Origin of the sequence: Streptomyces sp. AK08-02, from assembly GCF_033795085.1 — a bacterium.
GTDB classification, from domain to species: Bacteria; Actinomycetota; Actinomycetes; order Streptomycetales; family Streptomycetaceae; genus Streptomyces; species Streptomyces echiniscabiei.
Genome location: NZ_JARAZV010000023.1, coordinates 107,063 through 123,855 on the forward strand (window position 1 = coordinate 107,063; position 16,793 = coordinate 123,855).

17 protein-coding genes and 1 tRNA gene are annotated in these 16,793 nt (G+C 70.0%); 10 read left to right on the top strand and 8 right to left on the bottom strand.

Going from position 1 to position 16,793, the window contains the following annotated elements; translation table 11 throughout:
* The first annotated feature begins 449 nt into the window (after positions 1-449).
* A complete protein-coding gene (locus PV734_RS38840) occupies positions 450-2,351 on the top strand; it encodes a putative bifunctional diguanylate cyclase/phosphodiesterase (RefSeq protein WP_319090246.1) in 1,902 nt (633 codons plus the stop codon).
* Positions 2,352-2,366: 15 nt separating this feature from the next.
* Here PV734_RS38840 and PV734_RS38845 read toward each other — a convergent pair whose 3' ends face one another.
* The 3 genes from PV734_RS38845 to PV734_RS38855 form a co-directional block, all read right to left on the bottom strand.
* Positions 2,367-3,506, bottom strand: coding sequence for an LLM class flavin-dependent oxidoreductase (locus PV734_RS38845; RefSeq protein WP_319090685.1), 1,140 nt, complete (start codon positions 3,504-3,506; stop codon positions 2,367-2,369).
* Positions 3,507-3,644: 138 nt separating this feature from the next.
* Complete coding sequence (locus PV734_RS38850; protein WP_319294115.1) at positions 3,645-4,376, bottom strand: decarboxylase; 732 nt, start codon at positions 4,374-4,376, stop codon at positions 3,645-3,647.
* A 21-nt stretch (positions 4,377-4,397) separates the two neighbouring features.
* A complete protein-coding gene (locus PV734_RS38855; RefSeq protein WP_319294117.1) occupies positions 4,398-5,213 on the bottom strand; it encodes an aspartate/glutamate racemase family protein in 816 nt (271 codons plus the stop codon).
* Positions 5,214-5,447: 234 nt separating this feature from the next.
* On the opposite strand from PV734_RS38855, the gene PV734_RS38860 reads away from it, so the two are divergent.
* Together PV734_RS38860 and PV734_RS38865 are read left to right on the top strand one after the other, a co-directional pair.
* On the top strand, positions 5,448-6,398 hold the full coding sequence (locus PV734_RS38860) for a D-2-hydroxyacid dehydrogenase (RefSeq protein ID WP_319090249.1): 951 nt from the start codon (positions 5,448-5,450) through the stop codon (positions 6,396-6,398).
* A gap of 20 nt (positions 6,399-6,418) precedes the next feature.
* Positions 6,419-7,819 (top strand): amidase, encoded by a 1,401-nt coding sequence (locus PV734_RS38865; RefSeq protein ID WP_319294119.1) that lies wholly within the window; start codon positions 6,419-6,421, stop codon positions 7,817-7,819.
* Here the strand turns inward: PV734_RS38865 and PV734_RS38870 are convergent.
* Complete coding sequence (locus PV734_RS38870; RefSeq protein WP_319090251.1) at positions 7,800-8,315, bottom strand: DUF3830 family protein; 516 nt, start codon at positions 8,313-8,315, stop codon at positions 7,800-7,802. The two genes, PV734_RS38865 and PV734_RS38870, sit on opposite strands and share 20 nt — an antisense overlap.
* Before the next feature lie 56 nt (positions 8,316-8,371).
* Here PV734_RS38870 and ehuB point away from each other — a divergent pair, with 56 nt between their 5' ends.
* The 7 genes from ehuB to PV734_RS38905 all read left to right on the top strand — a co-directional run bounded on the left by ehuB (position 8,372) and on the right by PV734_RS38905 (position 13,215).
* A complete protein-coding gene (gene ehuB / locus PV734_RS38875) occupies positions 8,372-9,283 on the top strand; it encodes an ectoine/hydroxyectoine ABC transporter substrate-binding protein EhuB (RefSeq protein WP_319294121.1) in 912 nt (303 codons plus the stop codon).
* Positions 9,280-9,924 carry an ectoine/hydroxyectoine ABC transporter permease subunit EhuC gene (ehuC, locus tag PV734_RS38880; RefSeq protein WP_319294123.1) on the top strand — a complete coding sequence of 215 codons (645 nt, stop codon included), beginning with the start codon at positions 9,280-9,282 and terminating at the stop codon, positions 9,922-9,924. Before ehuB ends, ehuC begins: the two co-directional genes overlap by 4 nt.
* Positions 9,921-10,571 (top strand): ectoine/hydroxyectoine ABC transporter permease subunit EhuD, encoded by a 651-nt coding sequence (gene ehuD, locus PV734_RS38885; RefSeq protein WP_319294125.1) that lies wholly within the window; start codon positions 9,921-9,923, stop codon positions 10,569-10,571. Before ehuC ends, ehuD begins: the two co-directional genes overlap by 4 nt.
* 85 nt (positions 10,572-10,656) lie before the next feature.
* A complete protein-coding gene (ehuA, locus tag PV734_RS38890; RefSeq protein ID WP_319090686.1) occupies positions 10,657-11,385 on the top strand; it encodes an ectoine/hydroxyectoine ABC transporter ATP-binding protein EhuA in 729 nt (242 codons plus the stop codon).
* Positions 11,386-11,575: 190 nt separating this feature from the next.
* Positions 11,576-12,334 (top strand): IclR family transcriptional regulator, encoded by a 759-nt coding sequence (locus PV734_RS38895; protein ID WP_319294127.1) that lies wholly within the window; start codon positions 11,576-11,578, stop codon positions 12,332-12,334.
* 108 nt (positions 12,335-12,442) lie between these two features.
* A tRNA-Lys gene (locus PV734_RS38900) sits at positions 12,443-12,516 on the top strand.
* 231 nt (positions 12,517-12,747) lie between these two features.
* Positions 12,748-13,215 (top strand): MarR family winged helix-turn-helix transcriptional regulator, encoded by a 468-nt coding sequence (locus tag PV734_RS38905; RefSeq protein WP_319294129.1) that lies wholly within the window; start codon positions 12,748-12,750, stop codon positions 13,213-13,215.
* A 62-nt stretch (positions 13,216-13,277) separates the two neighbouring features.
* On the opposite strand, the gene PV734_RS38910 is transcribed toward PV734_RS38905, so the two are convergent.
* From PV734_RS38910 to PV734_RS38925, 4 genes are all read right to left on the bottom strand, one after another.
* Positions 13,278-13,481, bottom strand: a complete 204-nt coding sequence (locus PV734_RS38910) for a hypothetical protein (protein ID WP_319090256.1) — start codon at positions 13,479-13,481, stop codon at positions 13,278-13,280.
* Positions 13,482-13,722: 241 nt separating this feature from the next.
* Positions 13,723-15,405, bottom strand: coding sequence for an AMP-binding protein (locus PV734_RS38915; RefSeq protein WP_319294131.1), 1,683 nt, complete (start codon positions 15,403-15,405; stop codon positions 13,723-13,725).
* Between the two features lie 40 nt (positions 15,406-15,445).
* A complete protein-coding gene (locus PV734_RS38920; RefSeq protein ID WP_319090258.1) occupies positions 15,446-15,994 on the bottom strand; it encodes a DUF3592 domain-containing protein in 549 nt (182 codons plus the stop codon).
* 113 nt (positions 15,995-16,107) lie between these two features.
* On the bottom strand, positions 16,108-16,731 hold the full coding sequence (locus PV734_RS38925; protein ID WP_319294133.1) for a lytic polysaccharide monooxygenase: 624 nt from the start codon (positions 16,729-16,731) through the stop codon (positions 16,108-16,110).
* Positions 16,732-16,793 lie beyond the last annotated feature (62 nt).

The window sequence follows — 16,793 nt, forward strand, 5'->3', positions numbered from 1 at the left end:
GCAGACCTCCGGAGGCGGGATCGGGGACACCGCCACCCAGCCTGTGTGATCTTGCGTTTATATGCCTTGTTTGTCTGCACCAGAAGGGTGACCGACGCACGATCAGGCAGGTGACCAGGGGCTATGCGGGACAGCCGGATATACGGCCAAGCATGCGAAGGCTCACCCTTCGTGGAGCGACACCCCGGAACACTCACAGAACGTCACAAGCGATCGAGGGCGAAGGAACCCGTCCAGGCGCGGGCAGAAACGATCTGTCAGAACCACCGGTCGTTCAGGGACACTGGACAGTGGCTGGAAGGGCTTCGGGCCAGCCTCTATGATCGGCACACTTTCCTGGCACTTCCCTGACACTTTCCTGCACGGACAACGCCAGGGCGGCGGTTTGCCGCCCGGTCGGCCGCCCGACGGGATCCATATCAAGACCGAGTGCACTGCGGGAGCGAGCGGTGAGCGGAACGTCCGAAGGGCCGGCGCCCGCGGTAGATCTCATCCGGCCGGCCGTCACAGAGAGTAACTCCGACACGTCGTCTTCTACATCGCCCATGTCATCCACGGCTTCCACGTCGTCGTCCACGTCGGCTTTCCCTGTCCCCGCGGGCCCCGCCCTGATGGACGGCGCGTTCGCGGCGGCGCCGCTGGCGATGGCCGTGGTGGACCGGGAGGGCCTGGTCGTCACGGCGAACCAGTCCCTGGGCGAACTGCTGGGCATCCACCCGGAGGTGCTGGCCGGCAAGGTGGCCGCCGATCTGGTGGACCTGGCGTCCGACACCCGCGCGTGGCACGCGTACCGCGAGGTGCTGCGCGGCCGACCGGCTCGGCTGCGCTGCACACGCCGCCTCAAACACCCTGACGGGCACTCCCTCTGGGCGCAGGTCAAGGTCACACCACTGCCGAAGGACGCCTCCGGGACGGCGCCGGGCGTGCTGCTGTCCGTGGCCGACATCAGCGCGCGCCGCGAACTCCAGGCGCGGTTGCGGCACTTGCAGATGCACGATCCGGTGACACGCCTGCCCAACCGCACGTTGTTCTTCGAGCGGCTGTCCGCGGCCCTGGAGGCGGAGTCGTACGAGCAGAGCGGGACGGGCCGAATCGGCCTGTGCTACCTGGACCTTGACGGCTTCAAGGCCATCAACGACACCCTCGGCCACCGCGTCGGCGACCGGCTGCTCGCCGCCGTGGCCGAGCGTCTCACCCGCTGCGCGGAGGAGGCGGGACTGGCCCGGCGGAACCCCGGCGCCGTCGCTCCGCTGGTCGCGAGGCTGGGCGGCGACGAGTTCGCGCTGCTGATCGAGGACTCGACGGGCACCGACCAACTGGCGGACCTGGCCGAGTCGGTACTGAAGGCACTGCAGCTCCCCTTCGACCTCGCCGGTCAGCGGATGTCCGTCTCCGCCTCCATCGGCGTCGTCGAACGGCACGCGGCCGGCACGACCCCCACGGGTCTGATGCAGGCCGCGGACACGACGCTGTACTGGGCGAAGGCCGACGGCAAGTCCCGGTGGACGCTCTTCGATCCCGAGCGCAACGCCCACCGGATGACCCGTCAGGCCCTGTCGTCCACTCTCCGGCCGGCCATCGAGCGGGGTGAATTCGCCCTGGACTACCAGCCGTTGGTGGGTATGGCGGACGGACGGGTGCACGGCGTCGAGGCGTTGGTGCGCTGGCATCACCCCCAGTTCGGCACGTTGACGCCGAACCGGTTCATCGGACTGGCCGAGGAGGACGGTTCGATCGTGCAGCTGGGGCGCTGGGTCCTCGCCACGGCCTGCCGTCAGGCCCGTCGTTGGCAGCTCGAACGCCCCGACGAGCCGCCGATCTTCGTGAGCGTCAACGTCGCCGTACGTCAGGTCTGGGACTCGGATCTGGTGGCGGACGTGGCGGAGATCCTCGCGGAGACCGGTCTGCCGGCGCGTCTGCTGCAGCTGGAACTGACGGAGTCGGCGGTCATGGGCTCCGCCGGGCGGCCCCTCCAGGCACTCCAGGCACTAAGCGACATGGGGGTGGGCATCGCTATCGACGACTTCGGCACCGGGTATTCGAACCTCGCCTACCTCAGCCGGCTGCCGGTGTCAGTACTGAAACTGGACGGTTCTTTCGTCCGGGGCTTCCAGTACGAGGGCGAGGGCGTCGCGCCCAACCCGGCGGACGAGATCGTCGTCGAGGCGATGATCCAACTCGCCCACCGGCTGGGGCTGACGGTCACCGCGGAGTGCGTGGAGACGGCGGCCCAGGCCGGCCGCCTGCGCCGTATCGGATGCGACACGGGGCAGGGCTGGCTCTACTCGCGGCCGGTGGGAGCGGACCGGATCTCCCTGCTGATGGGAGGCAGTGCGTGTCGGCAGGGGTGATCCGCGGTCACTCCGTCAGCCCGCGACCGTACCCGGGGTCGTCGTGGTCGGGGTCGTCGTCGTGGGCAATCCGTAGGCGTCCGCGATGAGTTCGTACGAGCGCAGGCGCATGTCGCCCCGGTGGGCGTGGGAGACGAGCATCAACTCGTCGGCTCCCGTGCGCTTTTGGAGGTCGTCCAGGCCTGTGCGGACCTCGTCCGCCGAGCCGTGGACGATGTTCGCCATCCAGGAGTTGATGAACTCCCGTTCCATCGGGCTGAATTCGTAGGCCTCCGCCTCCTCCGGCGTCGGGAACAGGCCCGGACGGCCGGAGCGCAGACGGGCCATGTTGAGGCCCATCGCGAGGACCTGTCGGCGGGCCTCGTTCTCGTCGTCGGTGGCGAGCGCGGAGACGCCGATGAGGGCGTACGGGGCGTCCAGGACGGCGGAGGGCTGGAAGGACTCCCGGTAGAGGTCCAGGGCCGGGACGGTGTTCTGCGCGGAGAAGTGGTGCGCGAAGGCGAAGGGAAGGCCCAGCACGCCGGCGAGGCGGGCGCTGAAGCCGGAGGAGCCGAGCAGCCAGATGGGCGGCCGGTGGGGGGACTGGACTCCGCCCGGGGATGTCGACTGGACCGGGCCGGGGATGGCGTGGATACGGCGGTAGGGGTGGCCGTCGGGGAAGTCGTCGTCCAGGAAGCGGGTCAGCTCGGCGAGTTGCTGGGGGAAGTCGTCGGCACCCTCGTTGAGCCGTTCCGTGCGGCGGAGAGCCGCGGCGGTGGCGCCGTCCGTTCCGGGGGCCCGGCCGAGGCCGAGGTCGATGCGGCCCGGCGCCATGGCTTCGAGGGTGCCGAACTGCTCCGCGATGACCAGGGGGGCGTGGTTGGGGAGCATGACACCGCCGGAGCCCAGCCGGATGCGCCGGGTGTGCGCGGCGAGGTGGGCGAGGATCACGGCGGGCGAGGAGGAGGCCACGCCGGGCATGGAGTGGTGTTCGGCGACCCAGTAGCGGTGGAAGCCGCGGGACTCCGTGAGGCGGGAGATGGCGACGCTGGCGCGCAGGGCCTCGGTGGCGGTGTGGCCGGAGCCCACGGTGACCAGGTCGAGGACGGAGAGGGGGACGGGGGCGGTGCCCAGCGTCTCGCCCCGGATCCCGTCCGCCGTCGCGTCCGCCGTCACCTCCGCCGCCCCGTCTGCCGTCACATGTACCGTCGCGTCTGCGGTCACGGTGGGTGCCTCCTGCTGCTGTCCGGTTGCCGTGCGCTGTCCTCAGCCGGGCAACAGGAGGGGGGCTCCGTTTTATTCCTGACGGCCCCGTCAGACCTGTACCAGCGGCTCCTTGTCGAACAGGGTGCCCAGGGAGGGTGCGTTCACCTTGCGGGTCGCGAGCCGCAGGGCCTCCCACACGGAGACCTGGTTCGCGGTGAGGACGGGCTTCCCCAGGCGCTTCTCCAGGGTCGGGATGTGCGACGCCGTGTGCAGTGCCGTGTCCGGGAGGAGCAGGGCCTCGGCGTCCGCGTCGTCGGCCTCGCGGGCCAGCGCCGTCAGCTCCTCCTCGCCCCACTCCCCCACCTCCGCCGCCGTGACGATCCCGGCACTGTGGACCGCCGTCACCTCGATCCCCGCCGCCCTCAGGAACTCCGCGAACAGTTCCGTCACGTCCGCCGGGTACGTCGCCCCGACGGCCACCTTCCGCACCCCGAGCTCCCGTACCGCGTGCACGAAGGCGAACGACGTCGACGACGCCGGCAGGCCCGCGGCCCGGGCGAGGGCGCGTACCTGCTCGTGGGCGCCCTCCCACCCGTACACGAAGCTGCCGCTGGTGCATGCCCACACCACCGACTCCGCGCCGGACAGCCGCAGCGCCTCCACGCCCGTCGCGAGGCGGTCCGCCGAGCCCATCTCCAGGAGGGCGTCCACCCGATGCGCGTCCTCACCGATGTCCGTATGGACCAGATCCAGCCGGATGTCACTGCCGAGAAGCTGCTCGACGCGCTGGTAGTCGTCCTCGGCGGAGTGGCCCGGGTAGAGGAATCCGAGTGCCGTCATGATCCAGCCTTCCTGCTTGCCTTACGTGCCCAGCCCGCGCTGGTCCTGGCGTTCCTGCTGCTCCTGCCGTTCTTTCGGCAGCGCCGGGGGCCAGGCGCGCGCCGACTCGTCGAGCAGCGCCTGGTACGGCCCCACGGCTCGGGTACCCAGTCGGCGCAGCGCCGCCCATATCGTGACCTGGTTGGCCGAGATCACCGGGATGCGCAGTTCCGCCTCCAGCTGCGCGATCACGTCGTACGTGGGGAGGTTGGTGCAGCTGATGAACAACGCCTCGGGCCGTGTCCCGTCCGTCGCCCGCCGCGCCATGTCCGCCACAGCGCGGTACGGGACCTTCCAGATGTGCCGGGTCAGGCCCATGTACGCGCATCCCGTGACCGTGACGCCCGCCTCGGCCACGTACTCCTCCAGGGCTCGCGTCACCGACACCGTGTAGGGCGTGACGAGCGCCACCCGGCGTACGGACAGCTCCGCGAGGGCTTCCAGCAGCGCTCCCGAGGTCGTCACCGACGGGACCTCGCCCGCGCGGGTCATCGCCTCGCACATCGCGCGCTCCCCGGCGACACCGCCGACGAAGCTGCCCGAGGTGCAGGCGTAGGCGACGATCTCGGGGGCGATGACGTTCAGGGTGCGTACCGCGTCGCCGAGCGTCTCGTGTTCGCTGACCAGACGGGCCAGGTCGAGGCTGACCTCCACGGGGACGTACGGGGTGCGGGTGAGGTGCAGGGACACCTCGTCGGGGACCCAGCGCCAGAGCTCGCGGTCCAGAGCGAAGTCGAACGGGGCGACCACGCCGACACCGCGCTGTGGGCGCGGTCCCCCGAGAAACGACACATCCATGACAGGCACCGGCCTCACAGTGAGGAACGACGGGGCAACGGACCGTACACACGCCCGTGTTGACGAAGGTAGGTTCGAGTGCGAGCGTGGTCAATCCGCGCATGTCAGACACTCAGGCCACCCGGCTACCCGACCACCCGGCCAGTCGGCCACCCGTCCACTCGGCTGCTTGGCCGCCCGGCCGACCCGCCCCCGCCGTCCAGTCCGGCCTCCAGAATCGGAACCCGCCTCCCGATGCCCGCGCTCCCCACGCTCCTCGTCCTGGACGCCGATCCGCCGCCCCGTCTGGGCCGGCTCACCGGGCGGGCCCGGATCGTGCACGCCGACGAGACCACCCTCGCCGGGCAACTCCCCTACGCCGACGTCCTGCTCGTCTGGGACTTCGCCTCGCACGCCGTGCGGGCCGCCTGGCCGGGCGAGGGGGCGCGTCCGCGCTGGGTGCACACGGCGAGCGCCGGTGTGGACCATCTGCTGTGTCCCGAACTCGCCGCGTCCGACACCGTGGTGACCAACGCGCGGGGCGTCTTCGACCAGCCCGTCGCCGAGTACGTCGCCGCCCTGGTCCTCGCGATGGCCAAGGACCTGCCGAGGACCCTGGGCCTCCAGGAGCGGCACGAGTGGCGGCACCGGGAGTCGCAGCGGGTCGCCGGAACGAAGGCCTGTGTCGTCGGGTCCGGCCCGATCGGGCGGGAGATCGCCCGGTATCTCAAGGCACTTGGGGTGACACCGGCGATCGTCGGACGTACTCCGCGAACCGGCATCCACGGGCCCGCCGACCTCAATCGGCTGATGGCGCGGGCCGACTGGGTGATCGCCGCCGCTCCCCTCACCGCCGACACACACCACATGTTCGACGCCCGCCGCTTCGGCGTCATGCAGCCCTCGGCGCGTTTCCTCAACGTCGGCCGGGGACAGCTCGTCGACGAGGGCGCGCTCGCCGAGGCGCTGTCGAAGCGCTGGATCGCGGGCGCCGCCCTCGACGTGTTCGAGCACGAGCCGCTCACGCCGGACAGCCCCCTGTGGGAGGTGCCCGGGCTGATCGTCTCCCCGCACATGAGCGGCGACACCGTCGGCTGGCGCGACGAACTCGGGGCGCAGTTCCTTGAGTTGTACGAACGCTGGGACGCGGGGAAGTCTCTGACGAACGTCGTCGACAAACAGCGCGGATACGTACCGGGGCACTGACCCGACCGGAGGGGCGCACGATGACCGAGCTTGCCGAACTGGCCGATCTCACCGCCACCCGACTCCTCGACGGCTACCGCAAGGGCGAGTTCAGTCCCGTCGACGCCACCCGCGCCGCACTGGAACGCGCCGAGCAACTCCAGCCCGTGGTCAACGCGTTCGTACGGATCGACGCCGAGGCGGCGCTCGCCCAGGCACGTGAGTCGGCCGACCGGTGGCGGCGCGGTGAGCCGGCGGGGCTCGTGGACGGCGTACCCACGACCGTGAAGGACATCATCCTGCTGCGCGGTACGCCCACCCTCCGTGGCTCCAAAACCGTTGACAGCAGGGGTAGTTGGAGTGAGGACGCGCCTTCCGCCGCCCGGCTGCGCGAGCACGGCGCGGTCTTCCTCGGCAAGACGACCACCCCCGAGTACGGCTGGAAGGGCGTCACCGACTCGCCGCTGACCGGCGTGACCCGCAACCCGTACGACAGCTCGTGCACCGCCGGTGGGTCGAGCGGCGGGAGCGCCGCCGCCGTGGCCCTCGGTGCCGGGCCGCTGTCGCTCGGGACGGACGGCGGGGGCAGTGTCCGTATCCCGGCGGCGTTCTGCGGGATCTTCGCGCTGAAGCCGACGTACGGCCGGGTCCCGCTCTATCCCGCCAGCGCCTTCGGCACCCTCGCACACGTCGGGCCGATGACCCGGACCGTGGCGGACGCGGCGCTGCTGATGGACGTGATCGGCCGGCCCGACTCCCGTGACTGGTCGGCGCTCGGGCCGCCCGTCCCCGATTCGTACGCGGACTCCCTGGCCGGCGGGGTCCGGGGGCTGCGGGTGGCCTACTCGGCGTCCTTCGGCGGTCGGGTCGCGGTGCGTCCGGCCGTCGCCGGCTCGGTCCGGCGGGCGGTGGAGCGGCTCGCGGAACTCGGCGCGTACGTCACCGAGGCCGACCCCGGCTTCACCGATCCGGTGGACGCCTTCCACACCCTGTGGTTCAGCGGGGCGGCCCGGGTCACGCAGCGACTCGGGGCGCGGGAGGTCGAGTTGCTCGATCCCGGCCTGCGGGAGATCCGGGAGCCGGGAGGTCGGTTCAGCGCCCTCGACTATCTGGCGGCGGTCGACGTCCGGATGGAACTCGGGCGCCGGATGGGCCTGTTCCACGAGTCGTACGACCTGTTGGTGACGCCCACTCTGCCGATCACCGCGTTCGAGGCGGGAGTTGAGGTGCCCGGCGGTTCGGGGCTGCGGCGCTGGACGGGGTGGACTCCGTTCACGTACCCGTTCAACATGACGCAGCAGCCCGCCGCGACCGTCCCCGTGGGGGTCGACGGGGACGGGCTGCCGGTGGGGTTGCAGCTCGTCGCGGCCCGGCACCGGGACGACCTGGTACTGCGGGCCGCGCACACACTGGAGGAGGCCCTCAGGCCCGGCGGAAGCTGAGTGTCTCCCCGGCGGCGCCCGACCGCCACAGGTCGTTGCAGGCCTCCGCCATCTCCGGCAGGCCCTCGACGACCTCGCCCCACACCGTGCCCGGCACCCAGCCCACATCGCCGTTCAGCAGCAGGTTGTTACGCTCGTAGAACAGGGCCAGGTCGACCAGTGTCGTGCCGGGCCCGACCTCGCGGTCGTAGCCGTACGCCTTCGTCCCGAGCTCGGCTCCGGCGAACGCGAAATAGCAGAGATCTCCGGGGATCGGAGTGACCGTCGGATTCTCCAACGGCGGCTGCGATTCTCCGAAGGGGGCGAAGAGCGCGTATATCTCGTTGCGCGCGTACTTGGCGTGGTAGACGTCACCTGACAACGGCAGGGCGTTCCACACGGTTTCGCAGGTGACCGGGGCCCGGTCGGTCAGGAGTTTCACCGTGCAGTGAATTTTCCGGACGGTCAGAGACACTTCGATGTATCGGTCATCACCCTTGTGTTCCATGCCTCCCATGCGTTCCCCGCATTCCCCGACGCATAACTCGCACCCGCTCGGGTAGCAGCGCGGCCATGGCTCCATCAAGCGCATCACCACTCGCACCACCATGGCCCGGACGCCGGTCGCTGCTCGCGGGGGCGGCGGCGCTCGGCACGCTCGGTTCTCTCGGCACCGGGTGCAGCCGGGTGTCCGCCGACTCCGGTGTACCGGGCGGTGACCTCCTCGACCGGCTCCGGGCGCAGGGCGTCGTACGGCTCGGTATCGCCGGTGAGATTCCCCAGGGATTCATCGACAAGGACGGCGAGCTGACCGGCGAGGCGCCCGAGCTGGCGCGGATCATCTTCAAACGACTGGGGGTGGACCGGGTCCAGCCCGTGCCCACCGAGTTCGGCTCGCTCATTCCGGGGCTGAATTCACAGCAGTTCGATGTCGTGGCCGCCGGGATGTATGTCAATCCAGAACGCTGCGAACAGGTGATCTTCGCCGATCCCGACTACCAGATGCTCGATTCATTCATTGTTCGCAAGGGAAATCCCAAGGATCTTCACGATTACCGGGACATTGTCGAGAAGAAGGCCAGACTCGCGACCGGTACCGGTTATGCCCAGATCCAGCATGCCGTCGAGGCGGGATACAAGGAAAGCGATCTGCTGATCGTGCCCGACCAGGTGGCCGGGCTGAACGCCGTCGAGGCCGGACGCGTCGACGCGTTCTCCGGCACGGCGGTCACCGTCCGGCTGGTGGCGAAGAACTCGCGCAAGGCGGAGTCCGCCGAGGCGTTCGCCCCGATCATCGACGGCAAGCCGCGGGTCGACGGCGGCGCCTTCGCGTTCCGGCTGCCCGAGACGAAGCTCCGGGACGCGTTCAACGTGGAGCTGCACAAGATGAAGAAGAGCGGCGAGGTGTTCCGCATCCTGCGGCCGTTCGGCTTCACACAGGACGAGATGACCGATCTCACGGCGAAGGAGTTGTGCGACGCATGACCTCCGGACTCTGGGAGATCGTACTCAGGGGAGTCTGGGTCACCCTCCAACTCCTCCTCTTCAGCGCCCTGTTGGGCGGCGTCGTCGCCTTCGCCGTCGGGATCGCGCGCACTCACCGGCTGCGGTCCGTCCGCTTCCTCGCCGGCTGCTACACCGAGGTCTTCCGCGGCACCTCGGCACTCGTGATGATCTTCTGGGTGTACTTCGTACTGCCGCCCGCATTCGGCTGGCAACTGGTGCCCATGTGGGCGGGCACGCTCGCGCTCGGGCTGACCTACGGGGCGTACGGCACGGAGATCGTGCGCGGCGCGCTGAACGCCGTCGACCCCGCGCAGCGCGAGGGCGGGATCGCGCTCGGGTTCACGTCCTGGCAGCGCATGCGGCTGATCCTGCTGCCGCAGGCGGTGCCGGAGATGATCCCCTCCTTCGGCAACCTGCTGATCGAGCTGCTCAAGGGCACCGCGCTCGTCTCCGTCATGGGCATGGCCGACCTGGCCTTCAGCGGCAACCTGGTGCGGCTCGCGCTTCAGGAGAGCGCGGAGATCTACACGTACATCCTGCTGATCTACTTCGTGATCGCCTTCCTCCTCACCCGGCTCATGCGCGGGCTGGAGAAGCGGCTGAAGGGCGGTGTCGCGTGACGTGGGACTGGGGCGCCGTACGCGAGTTCATGCCGCACTTCCGGGACGGGTTGCTCGTCACCCTCCAGGCGCTGGCCCTCGGGTCGCTGATCTCGTTCACGCTGGGGCTGGTCTGGGCGCTGCTGATGCGGACGCCGACGCGCTGGGTGCGCTGGCCGGTCGGAGTGGTCACGGAGTTCGTGCGGGACACCCCGCTGCTGGTGCAGCTGTTCTTCCTCTTCTACGTGCTCCCCGAGTGGGGCATCGCCGCCTCCGCGCTGACCACCGGTGTCCTCGCGATCGGGCTGCACTACTCCACGTACACGATGCAGGTCTACCGAGCCGGCATCGAGGGCGTGCCGCCGGGCCAGTGGGAGGCGGCCACCGCGCTCAGTCTGCCCCTGCGGCGCACCTGGACGGCCGTGATCCTGCCGCAGGCGGTGCGCCGGGTCGTCCCGGCGCTCGGCAACTACGTGATCGCGATGCTCAAGGACACGCCGCTGCTGATGACGATCACCGTGCTGGAGATGCTCGGGGAGGCGCGGCTCTTCTCCCAGGAGCACTTCCAGTTCACCGAGCCGCTGACCGTGATCGGCGTCGCCTTCATCCTCATCTCCTTCCCCGCCTCCCTCCTCGTACGAGCTCTGGAGCGACGCCTTGCCAGTTGACACCGACAAGAACCATGACAGGAACCCCGACAGGGGCCCTGCCGAGAACCCCGATACAACCCCTACCGCGGACACGCCCACGGAGCTGGTCAGGCTGGACCGGGTCACCAAGCGGTTCGGTGAGCAGACCGTTCTCGACAAGCTGAGCCTCTCCGTCGAGGCGGGGCGGCATGTCACGCTCATCGGTCCGTCCGGGTCCGGCAAGACGACGATCCTGCGGATGCTGATGACCCTGGCCAAGCCCGACGAGGGCACGATCACCGTCGACGGGGAGGCGCTGTTCCCGGCGCCCGAGAAGCAGGTCCGCGAGGTGCGGAAGAAGATCGGGATGGTGTTCCAGCACTTCAACCTCTTCCCGAACATGAGCGTGCTGCGCAACATCACCGAGGCGCCCGTCACCGTGCTGGGCCTCTCGAAGGAGGAGGCGGAGGCGCGCGGGCGCGACCTGCTGGAGCTGGTGGGCCTCGCGGACAAGGCCGACGAGCGTCCGTCCCGGCTGTCGGGCGGGCAGCAGCAACGGGTGGCAATCGCGCGGGCCCTGGCCATGCGCCCGCAGGTACTGCTGCTCGACGAGGTGACCTCCGCGCTCGACCCCGAGCTGGTCGCGGGCGTCCTCGACGTGCTGCGGGACATCGCCCGCACCACCGACATCACGATGCTCTGCGTGACCCACGAGATGGGGTTCGCCCGGGACATCTCCGACCAAGTGCTGATGTTCGATTCTGGCCATGTGATCGAGTCCGGTCCGCCGGAGCAGATCTTCGGCGATCCGGAGCAGGACAGAACACGCGAATTCCTCAGCGCGATGCTCTGACCGCACCGGGAAGGGACGAAAGCCGCCCCTTCCATGCCTCTGTCATATGCCAGATGAACACGCCCCTGCTAGGAGGCCGCGACCCCGGCGACAATCTCGTCAACGCCCCCTCCGCGTAGCCCCCTTGGCGGCTATCGTGGAGGGGATTGGCTGTCCGGATCACGGCTAAAAGCAAGCCAGGGGGAACACCGTGGCTCTCAAGCACGAGCCGACCGCGCCGCATCACTCGACCCAGGACGCCCTGCGCGTCCTGGAAACGGTGGCGCGACACTCCGCCGGTGTCACCGACGCCGAAATCGCACGCCAGACCCGCCTCGGCACGGACCGGCTCACCCCCCTCCTGCGCATGCTGCGCCGCGAGGGGTACGTCGAACAGGCCGCCGACGGTTCGTACGTCACCGGCACCGCCCTCAGCCGCCTCGGCTCCACGCACGGCCACGACCAGGCCCTGCGCACCCAGCTCCAGCACACCCTCGACCGGCTGCGCGACTCGGTGGGCGCGGCCGTCTACATGAGCCGGTACGTCGACGGCGAGATCCACATCACCCAGTGCGCCGACAGCGCGGCGACACCCGCGGTCAACGAGTGGGTCGACTTCCGCTCGGCCGCGCACGCCAGCGCGATCGGCAAGAGCCTGCTGGGTCAGCTCGACCACAACAGCCGCCGCGACCATCTCGCCCGCCACAAACTGGCCCGCCTCACCTCGCACACCATCACCAGCGAGCGGCTTCTGCTCTCCCGCCTGGAGACCCAGCCACCCACGGTGCCGGTCCTCGACCTCCAGGAGTACGCGGTCGGCACGGTCTGCGCGGCGGTCCCGATCACGGCCGGCGCCACGGTCGGCTGCCTCGCCCTCTCCCTCCCCCTCCGCCAAGCCCACCGCCTCCGCCAGGCGGCGGACCGCCTGAACCGGAGCGCGGGACCGGTACTGCTCTCACTGGCGATCTGACCTCCGCTCCAGCCTCAGTACCTCCACTGCCACCTGGTCCGGAGCACCCTCCCGGACCAGGTAGTATTTTTCTTGTCGCCAGCCGCGAGAGCGGTCGGCGAGAGTCATGCGCCGCTAGCTCAGTTGGTTAGAGCAGCTGACTCTTAATCAGCGGGTCCGGGGTTCGAGTCCCTGGCGGCGCACAGTCTGTGATCAAGGGCATCCTTCTTATTGGGGGGTGCCCTTGGTCGTTTTCGGGGCCGGATGCCGGCGAGGGCTATCGGCGCCGTCGTCCGGCTGGACGGTACCTTCCCGCACCCACAGTCGCCCGGAAGATCACCTGCTTGACCTCAACCGAACTTGAGGTCATACGGTCTCCCCACGACCCGCACGGTGTGCGGGCTCCACACTGAAGTACATGGAGGGGGTACCCCATGACGACACAGCAGATCCCCGACGCCGAACTCGCCGGACAGCCTGCCGCGTACTGGACCGGTGTCGCCTACGAGGCGCTCATCGCGTACACCCGGGCCCAGCAGGCCGAACAGGGCTACACCCAGCCCCAGTTCTGGCTGCTGCGCAACCTGTCGGTGAACGACATCTCGCCCGACGGCGAGGGGATGACCCTGTCCGAGCTGCGGGAGGCGATGACCTCCTACATCCGTCCCGAGGACGACCTGGCGGCGGAGGCAGAGGGGCTCCTTGGACGCGGCTGGCTGACCCAGGACACCGAGGACCGGCTGTGGCTCACCCCGGAAGGGGAACAGGCCCGCGTCGATCTGGCCCGCAACGCCCCCGCGATCCGCGCCGCCCTCCACGAGGGCATCGACGACGCAGACTACGTCACCACGGTGAAGGTGCTCCAGCGGCTGATCCAGAACGCGGGTGGAACGGTCGCCTGATGGACCGCGGGCCCGGGGCGAAGCGCCCCGGGCCACTCAGACCGATCTTTGCGGGACAGCCCTCAACCGGCAGACCCCCGCCGCCGCGTGACCACGACGGCTACACCCAGGCCCACCACGCCGTACAGCGCCAGCCAGGCTCCATCACGGTGGAGGGATCGGCGTTTCAGTTCCTGGGCGAACTCCAGTTGCTGGTACGTGAGAGTGCCGGCGGAACGGCCGGTGTCACCCTCGTAGGAGACCTGGCACCGGTCGCCACGCCTCATGGCTCCGGAGCGCTCCTTGCCATCCGCCCCCAGATGGCGCCCAGTGCAGTCGGGGATGTCGTGGGTGGGTCCTGTTGCGAGCAACAGACCCCCTCCGAACACCAGTGGAAGCAGGAACAGGAGGAGTAGTACGCCTCTGGATCGCAACTGGCCCCCTCAACCGGGTCCCCGTCGTGCCCTCATCGCCTCGGGGTGAGGCTACTTCGCACGTCCGCGTACGGACAAGGGACCCTTCCGTCCTCTATCTGCTCAGCAACTCCTCGCGCCCCCGCTCCCGGTACCGCTCCACCAGGCCCGACACGTCGTCGCCGGTGAGCCTGCGGTACGTCGGTTCCCCCGGGGGGCGCCACCACACCGGGTCCGGGCAGCGGAAGCCCTCCTGTCGGAGGCTTGCGCGGTGGATCTTGTTGGTCGCGGTGACCGGCATGCGGTGTACGACGCGTACGAAACGGGGGGCCATCTTCGTGCCCAGGTCGGGCTGGGCGGCCAGGAAGGCGGTGAAGGCGGACGGGTCGAAGGTGCCGGCCAGGGTTGCCATGACCTGGTCGCCCGCCACCGGGTCCGGCACCGCGTAGACGGCGACGGCCACCGCGCCCTCGTACCGGGCGAGGATGTTCTCGATCGTCGCGGCTGCCAGGTTCTCGCTGTCGACGCGCAGCCGGTCGTCGGCGCGGCCCGCGAAGTAGAGGAAGCCGTCCGTGTCCCGGTAGAAGAGGTCGCCCGTCCAGTACCAGCCGTCCCTGCGGCGGGCCGACTCCGCCTCCGGGTTGCGCCAGTAGCCCTCGAACGGGTTCGGGCCCCGGTTCACCAACTCCCCTATCGCGGCGGTGCCGTTGAGCAGGCGGCCCGAGGCGTCCAGGACGGCCGGCGGGCACTCGGCACGGGTCGCCGGGTCGACCACCGCGAGGTCGTCGGACGGTGCCGCCCGGCCGACGGCGCCGTCCGGGGTCCCGGGCGTCCACCGCACCGCCGCCCCGCCCTCCGAGGAGCCGTACCCCTCGACCAGCCGTACTCCGAACCGGCGTTGGAAGGCCGCCGCGTCCACCGCACCCGCCTCCGTGCCGAAGCCCAGGCGCAGGGGATTGTCCCGGTCGTCCGGCCGGGCGGGCGTCGCCAGCAGGTACTGGACCGCCCGGCCGACGTACGTGAAGTAGGTCGCCCCGTAACGGCGTACGTCCGTCAGGAAGCCGGAGGCGGAGAAGCGGGCGCGCAGCGCGACCCCGGCGCCCGCCGCCAGGGCCGGGGCCCAGTCCGCGATCACCGCGTTGCCGTGGAACATCGGCATGCAGACGTAGTGCACGTCGTCCGCGCCGACGGCGAAGGTCGTGGCCAGTGTTCGTCCGGCGGCGGCGAGCCTGCCCTGGGTGCAGATCGCGGCCTTGGGGGCGCCGGTCGAGCCCGAGGTGAAGTAGAGGAGGAGGCGGTCGGCGGGCGTGGCGCGGGAGGGGTTCGGGGTCGCCTCCGTGTACGGGGCCAGGAGAGCCTCGTACTCCTCCGAGTCGGTCAACAGCAGTCGTATGCCCGGGAGTTCGAGGCCTGCCAGGAGGGGGAGGTGGGTGCGCGCGGTGATCAGGAGCGGGCACTCGGTGTGCAGGATGTCCCGGGCCAGTTCGGGGCCCCGCCGGGTCGGGTTGATGCCTGCCACGGCGGCGCCGGCGAGGGCCGCCGCGCTCAACCACAGGGGGTATTCAGGGGTGTTGTCGAGCAGGACGCCCACGTGCGGCTCGGCGCCCGGCGGCAGCAGCTCCGTCAGAAGTGCGGCTCTGGCCGCCGCGCCCGCGGCCACCTCGTGATGCGTGAGCGTCCGGTCCTCGCACCACAGCCCCGGACGGTGGTCGCCCCACCGTGCCGCCACCAGTTCCGCGACCGTGCGCCCACCCGACCCGGCGCGCTCCATGGATTTCCTGGGCTCCTTGAACTCCATGGACGCGCACGGTAGTTGACGCATCGTCAGATGTGGAGACTCACGGCGTGTCGGTGCTCACGTCCCAGCCCTCGGGGAACCCGTCGCCCGTGGGGGTGTCGGTGCTGCTGTAGCCGCTGTCATCGCCGAAGAACATGTCGCCGACCGGTTCGAAGATCTGGCTGTAGGTCACCATGAAGCCGACGCAGAACATGACGAACACCCCGAGGAATGCCAGGATGCCGGCCAGGGCCAGACCTTGCCGGACCGGGCTCGGACGGTGTGCCGTGGCGTTGACGCGCTCACCCTCGCTGTAGAAGACGGTCACGAAGTCGCCCTCGAGAATCGTGCCCGGGCCGCCCGACTCCTCGAAGCGGACGGTGCGGCCGTCGCGGGCGACGAACTCGTACACGTGGTGCAGCGTCGAGTGCACGGAGGAGTCGCCCGAGCCGCCACTCGTGGTCGTGTACGTCCGAAGGCAGCGCGCCTCGGCGGTCAGGCCGCTGTTCCAGGCACGGCGCGTCCGCAGCGCCCGGCGGATCACGAACACCGCCACCGCGACGACCACCGTGATCATGAGCGTCGGCACCCCGTAGAACATGAAGTCCATGACTGTTCCCCCCGGTCTCTCTTCAGTACGGCTCCCCGTACGCCGCCTCACCTGGTCCTGGGGGCGTACGGGGAACGTACCCGTGGGGGGCCGCGGATTTACTCAAGGAATGCTCAGAACCTGACGTCCGAGCAGGCGTAGAACGCGTTGGCCGTGTCAGCGATCGTCCACACGGCGACGATCACATGCCGGCCGCTGAGCCCGGACGGCAGGGTGCCCGTGTGGGAGAGCGTGGCCGGCGGGCGCTGGCCGTTGTAGGGAACCGTGAGGAACGGGGTGAGGTTGAGGTCCGAACGGGTGAGGGCGTGGTTCTGGTTCCAGCCCGGCTTCGTGACGTAGTACTTGAAGTCGGTCGTGGCGTGCATGGCGGTGAACTGCCAGCGGAAGGTGTAGCCCTGACCGCCCGTCACCGCGGTCGCGGGCCAGGTGCCGCCGGACGGGGTCCTCGGCTGGTTGAGCGCGCCGAAGTTGCCGTGGTTCGCCGAGCAGATCTGGCCGTCGGCGGGTCCGGCGGCGGGGAAGCCCTTGGGGCCCTCGACGCTCTGCGGCTCCCACTGGATGTCGCCGCAGCCCGTCACGGTGCCGTTCTGGCAGAGCTTCTGCCTGCTGATGGGAAGGTCGGTGTAGCCGTGGCCGCTGGCACCCCCGGCGGTGAGGACGAGGGCGCCGGTGGTGGCCAGGCCCACCACGGACGCGTACACCTTGGTCTTCCTGGTCGGTTTGGTCTTTTCGCGCATGCTGCCGCTCCTGCTGAACGTGGGGGAGGTTCATGTGAGCCGTGCAGGTCTAGACCAAGCCC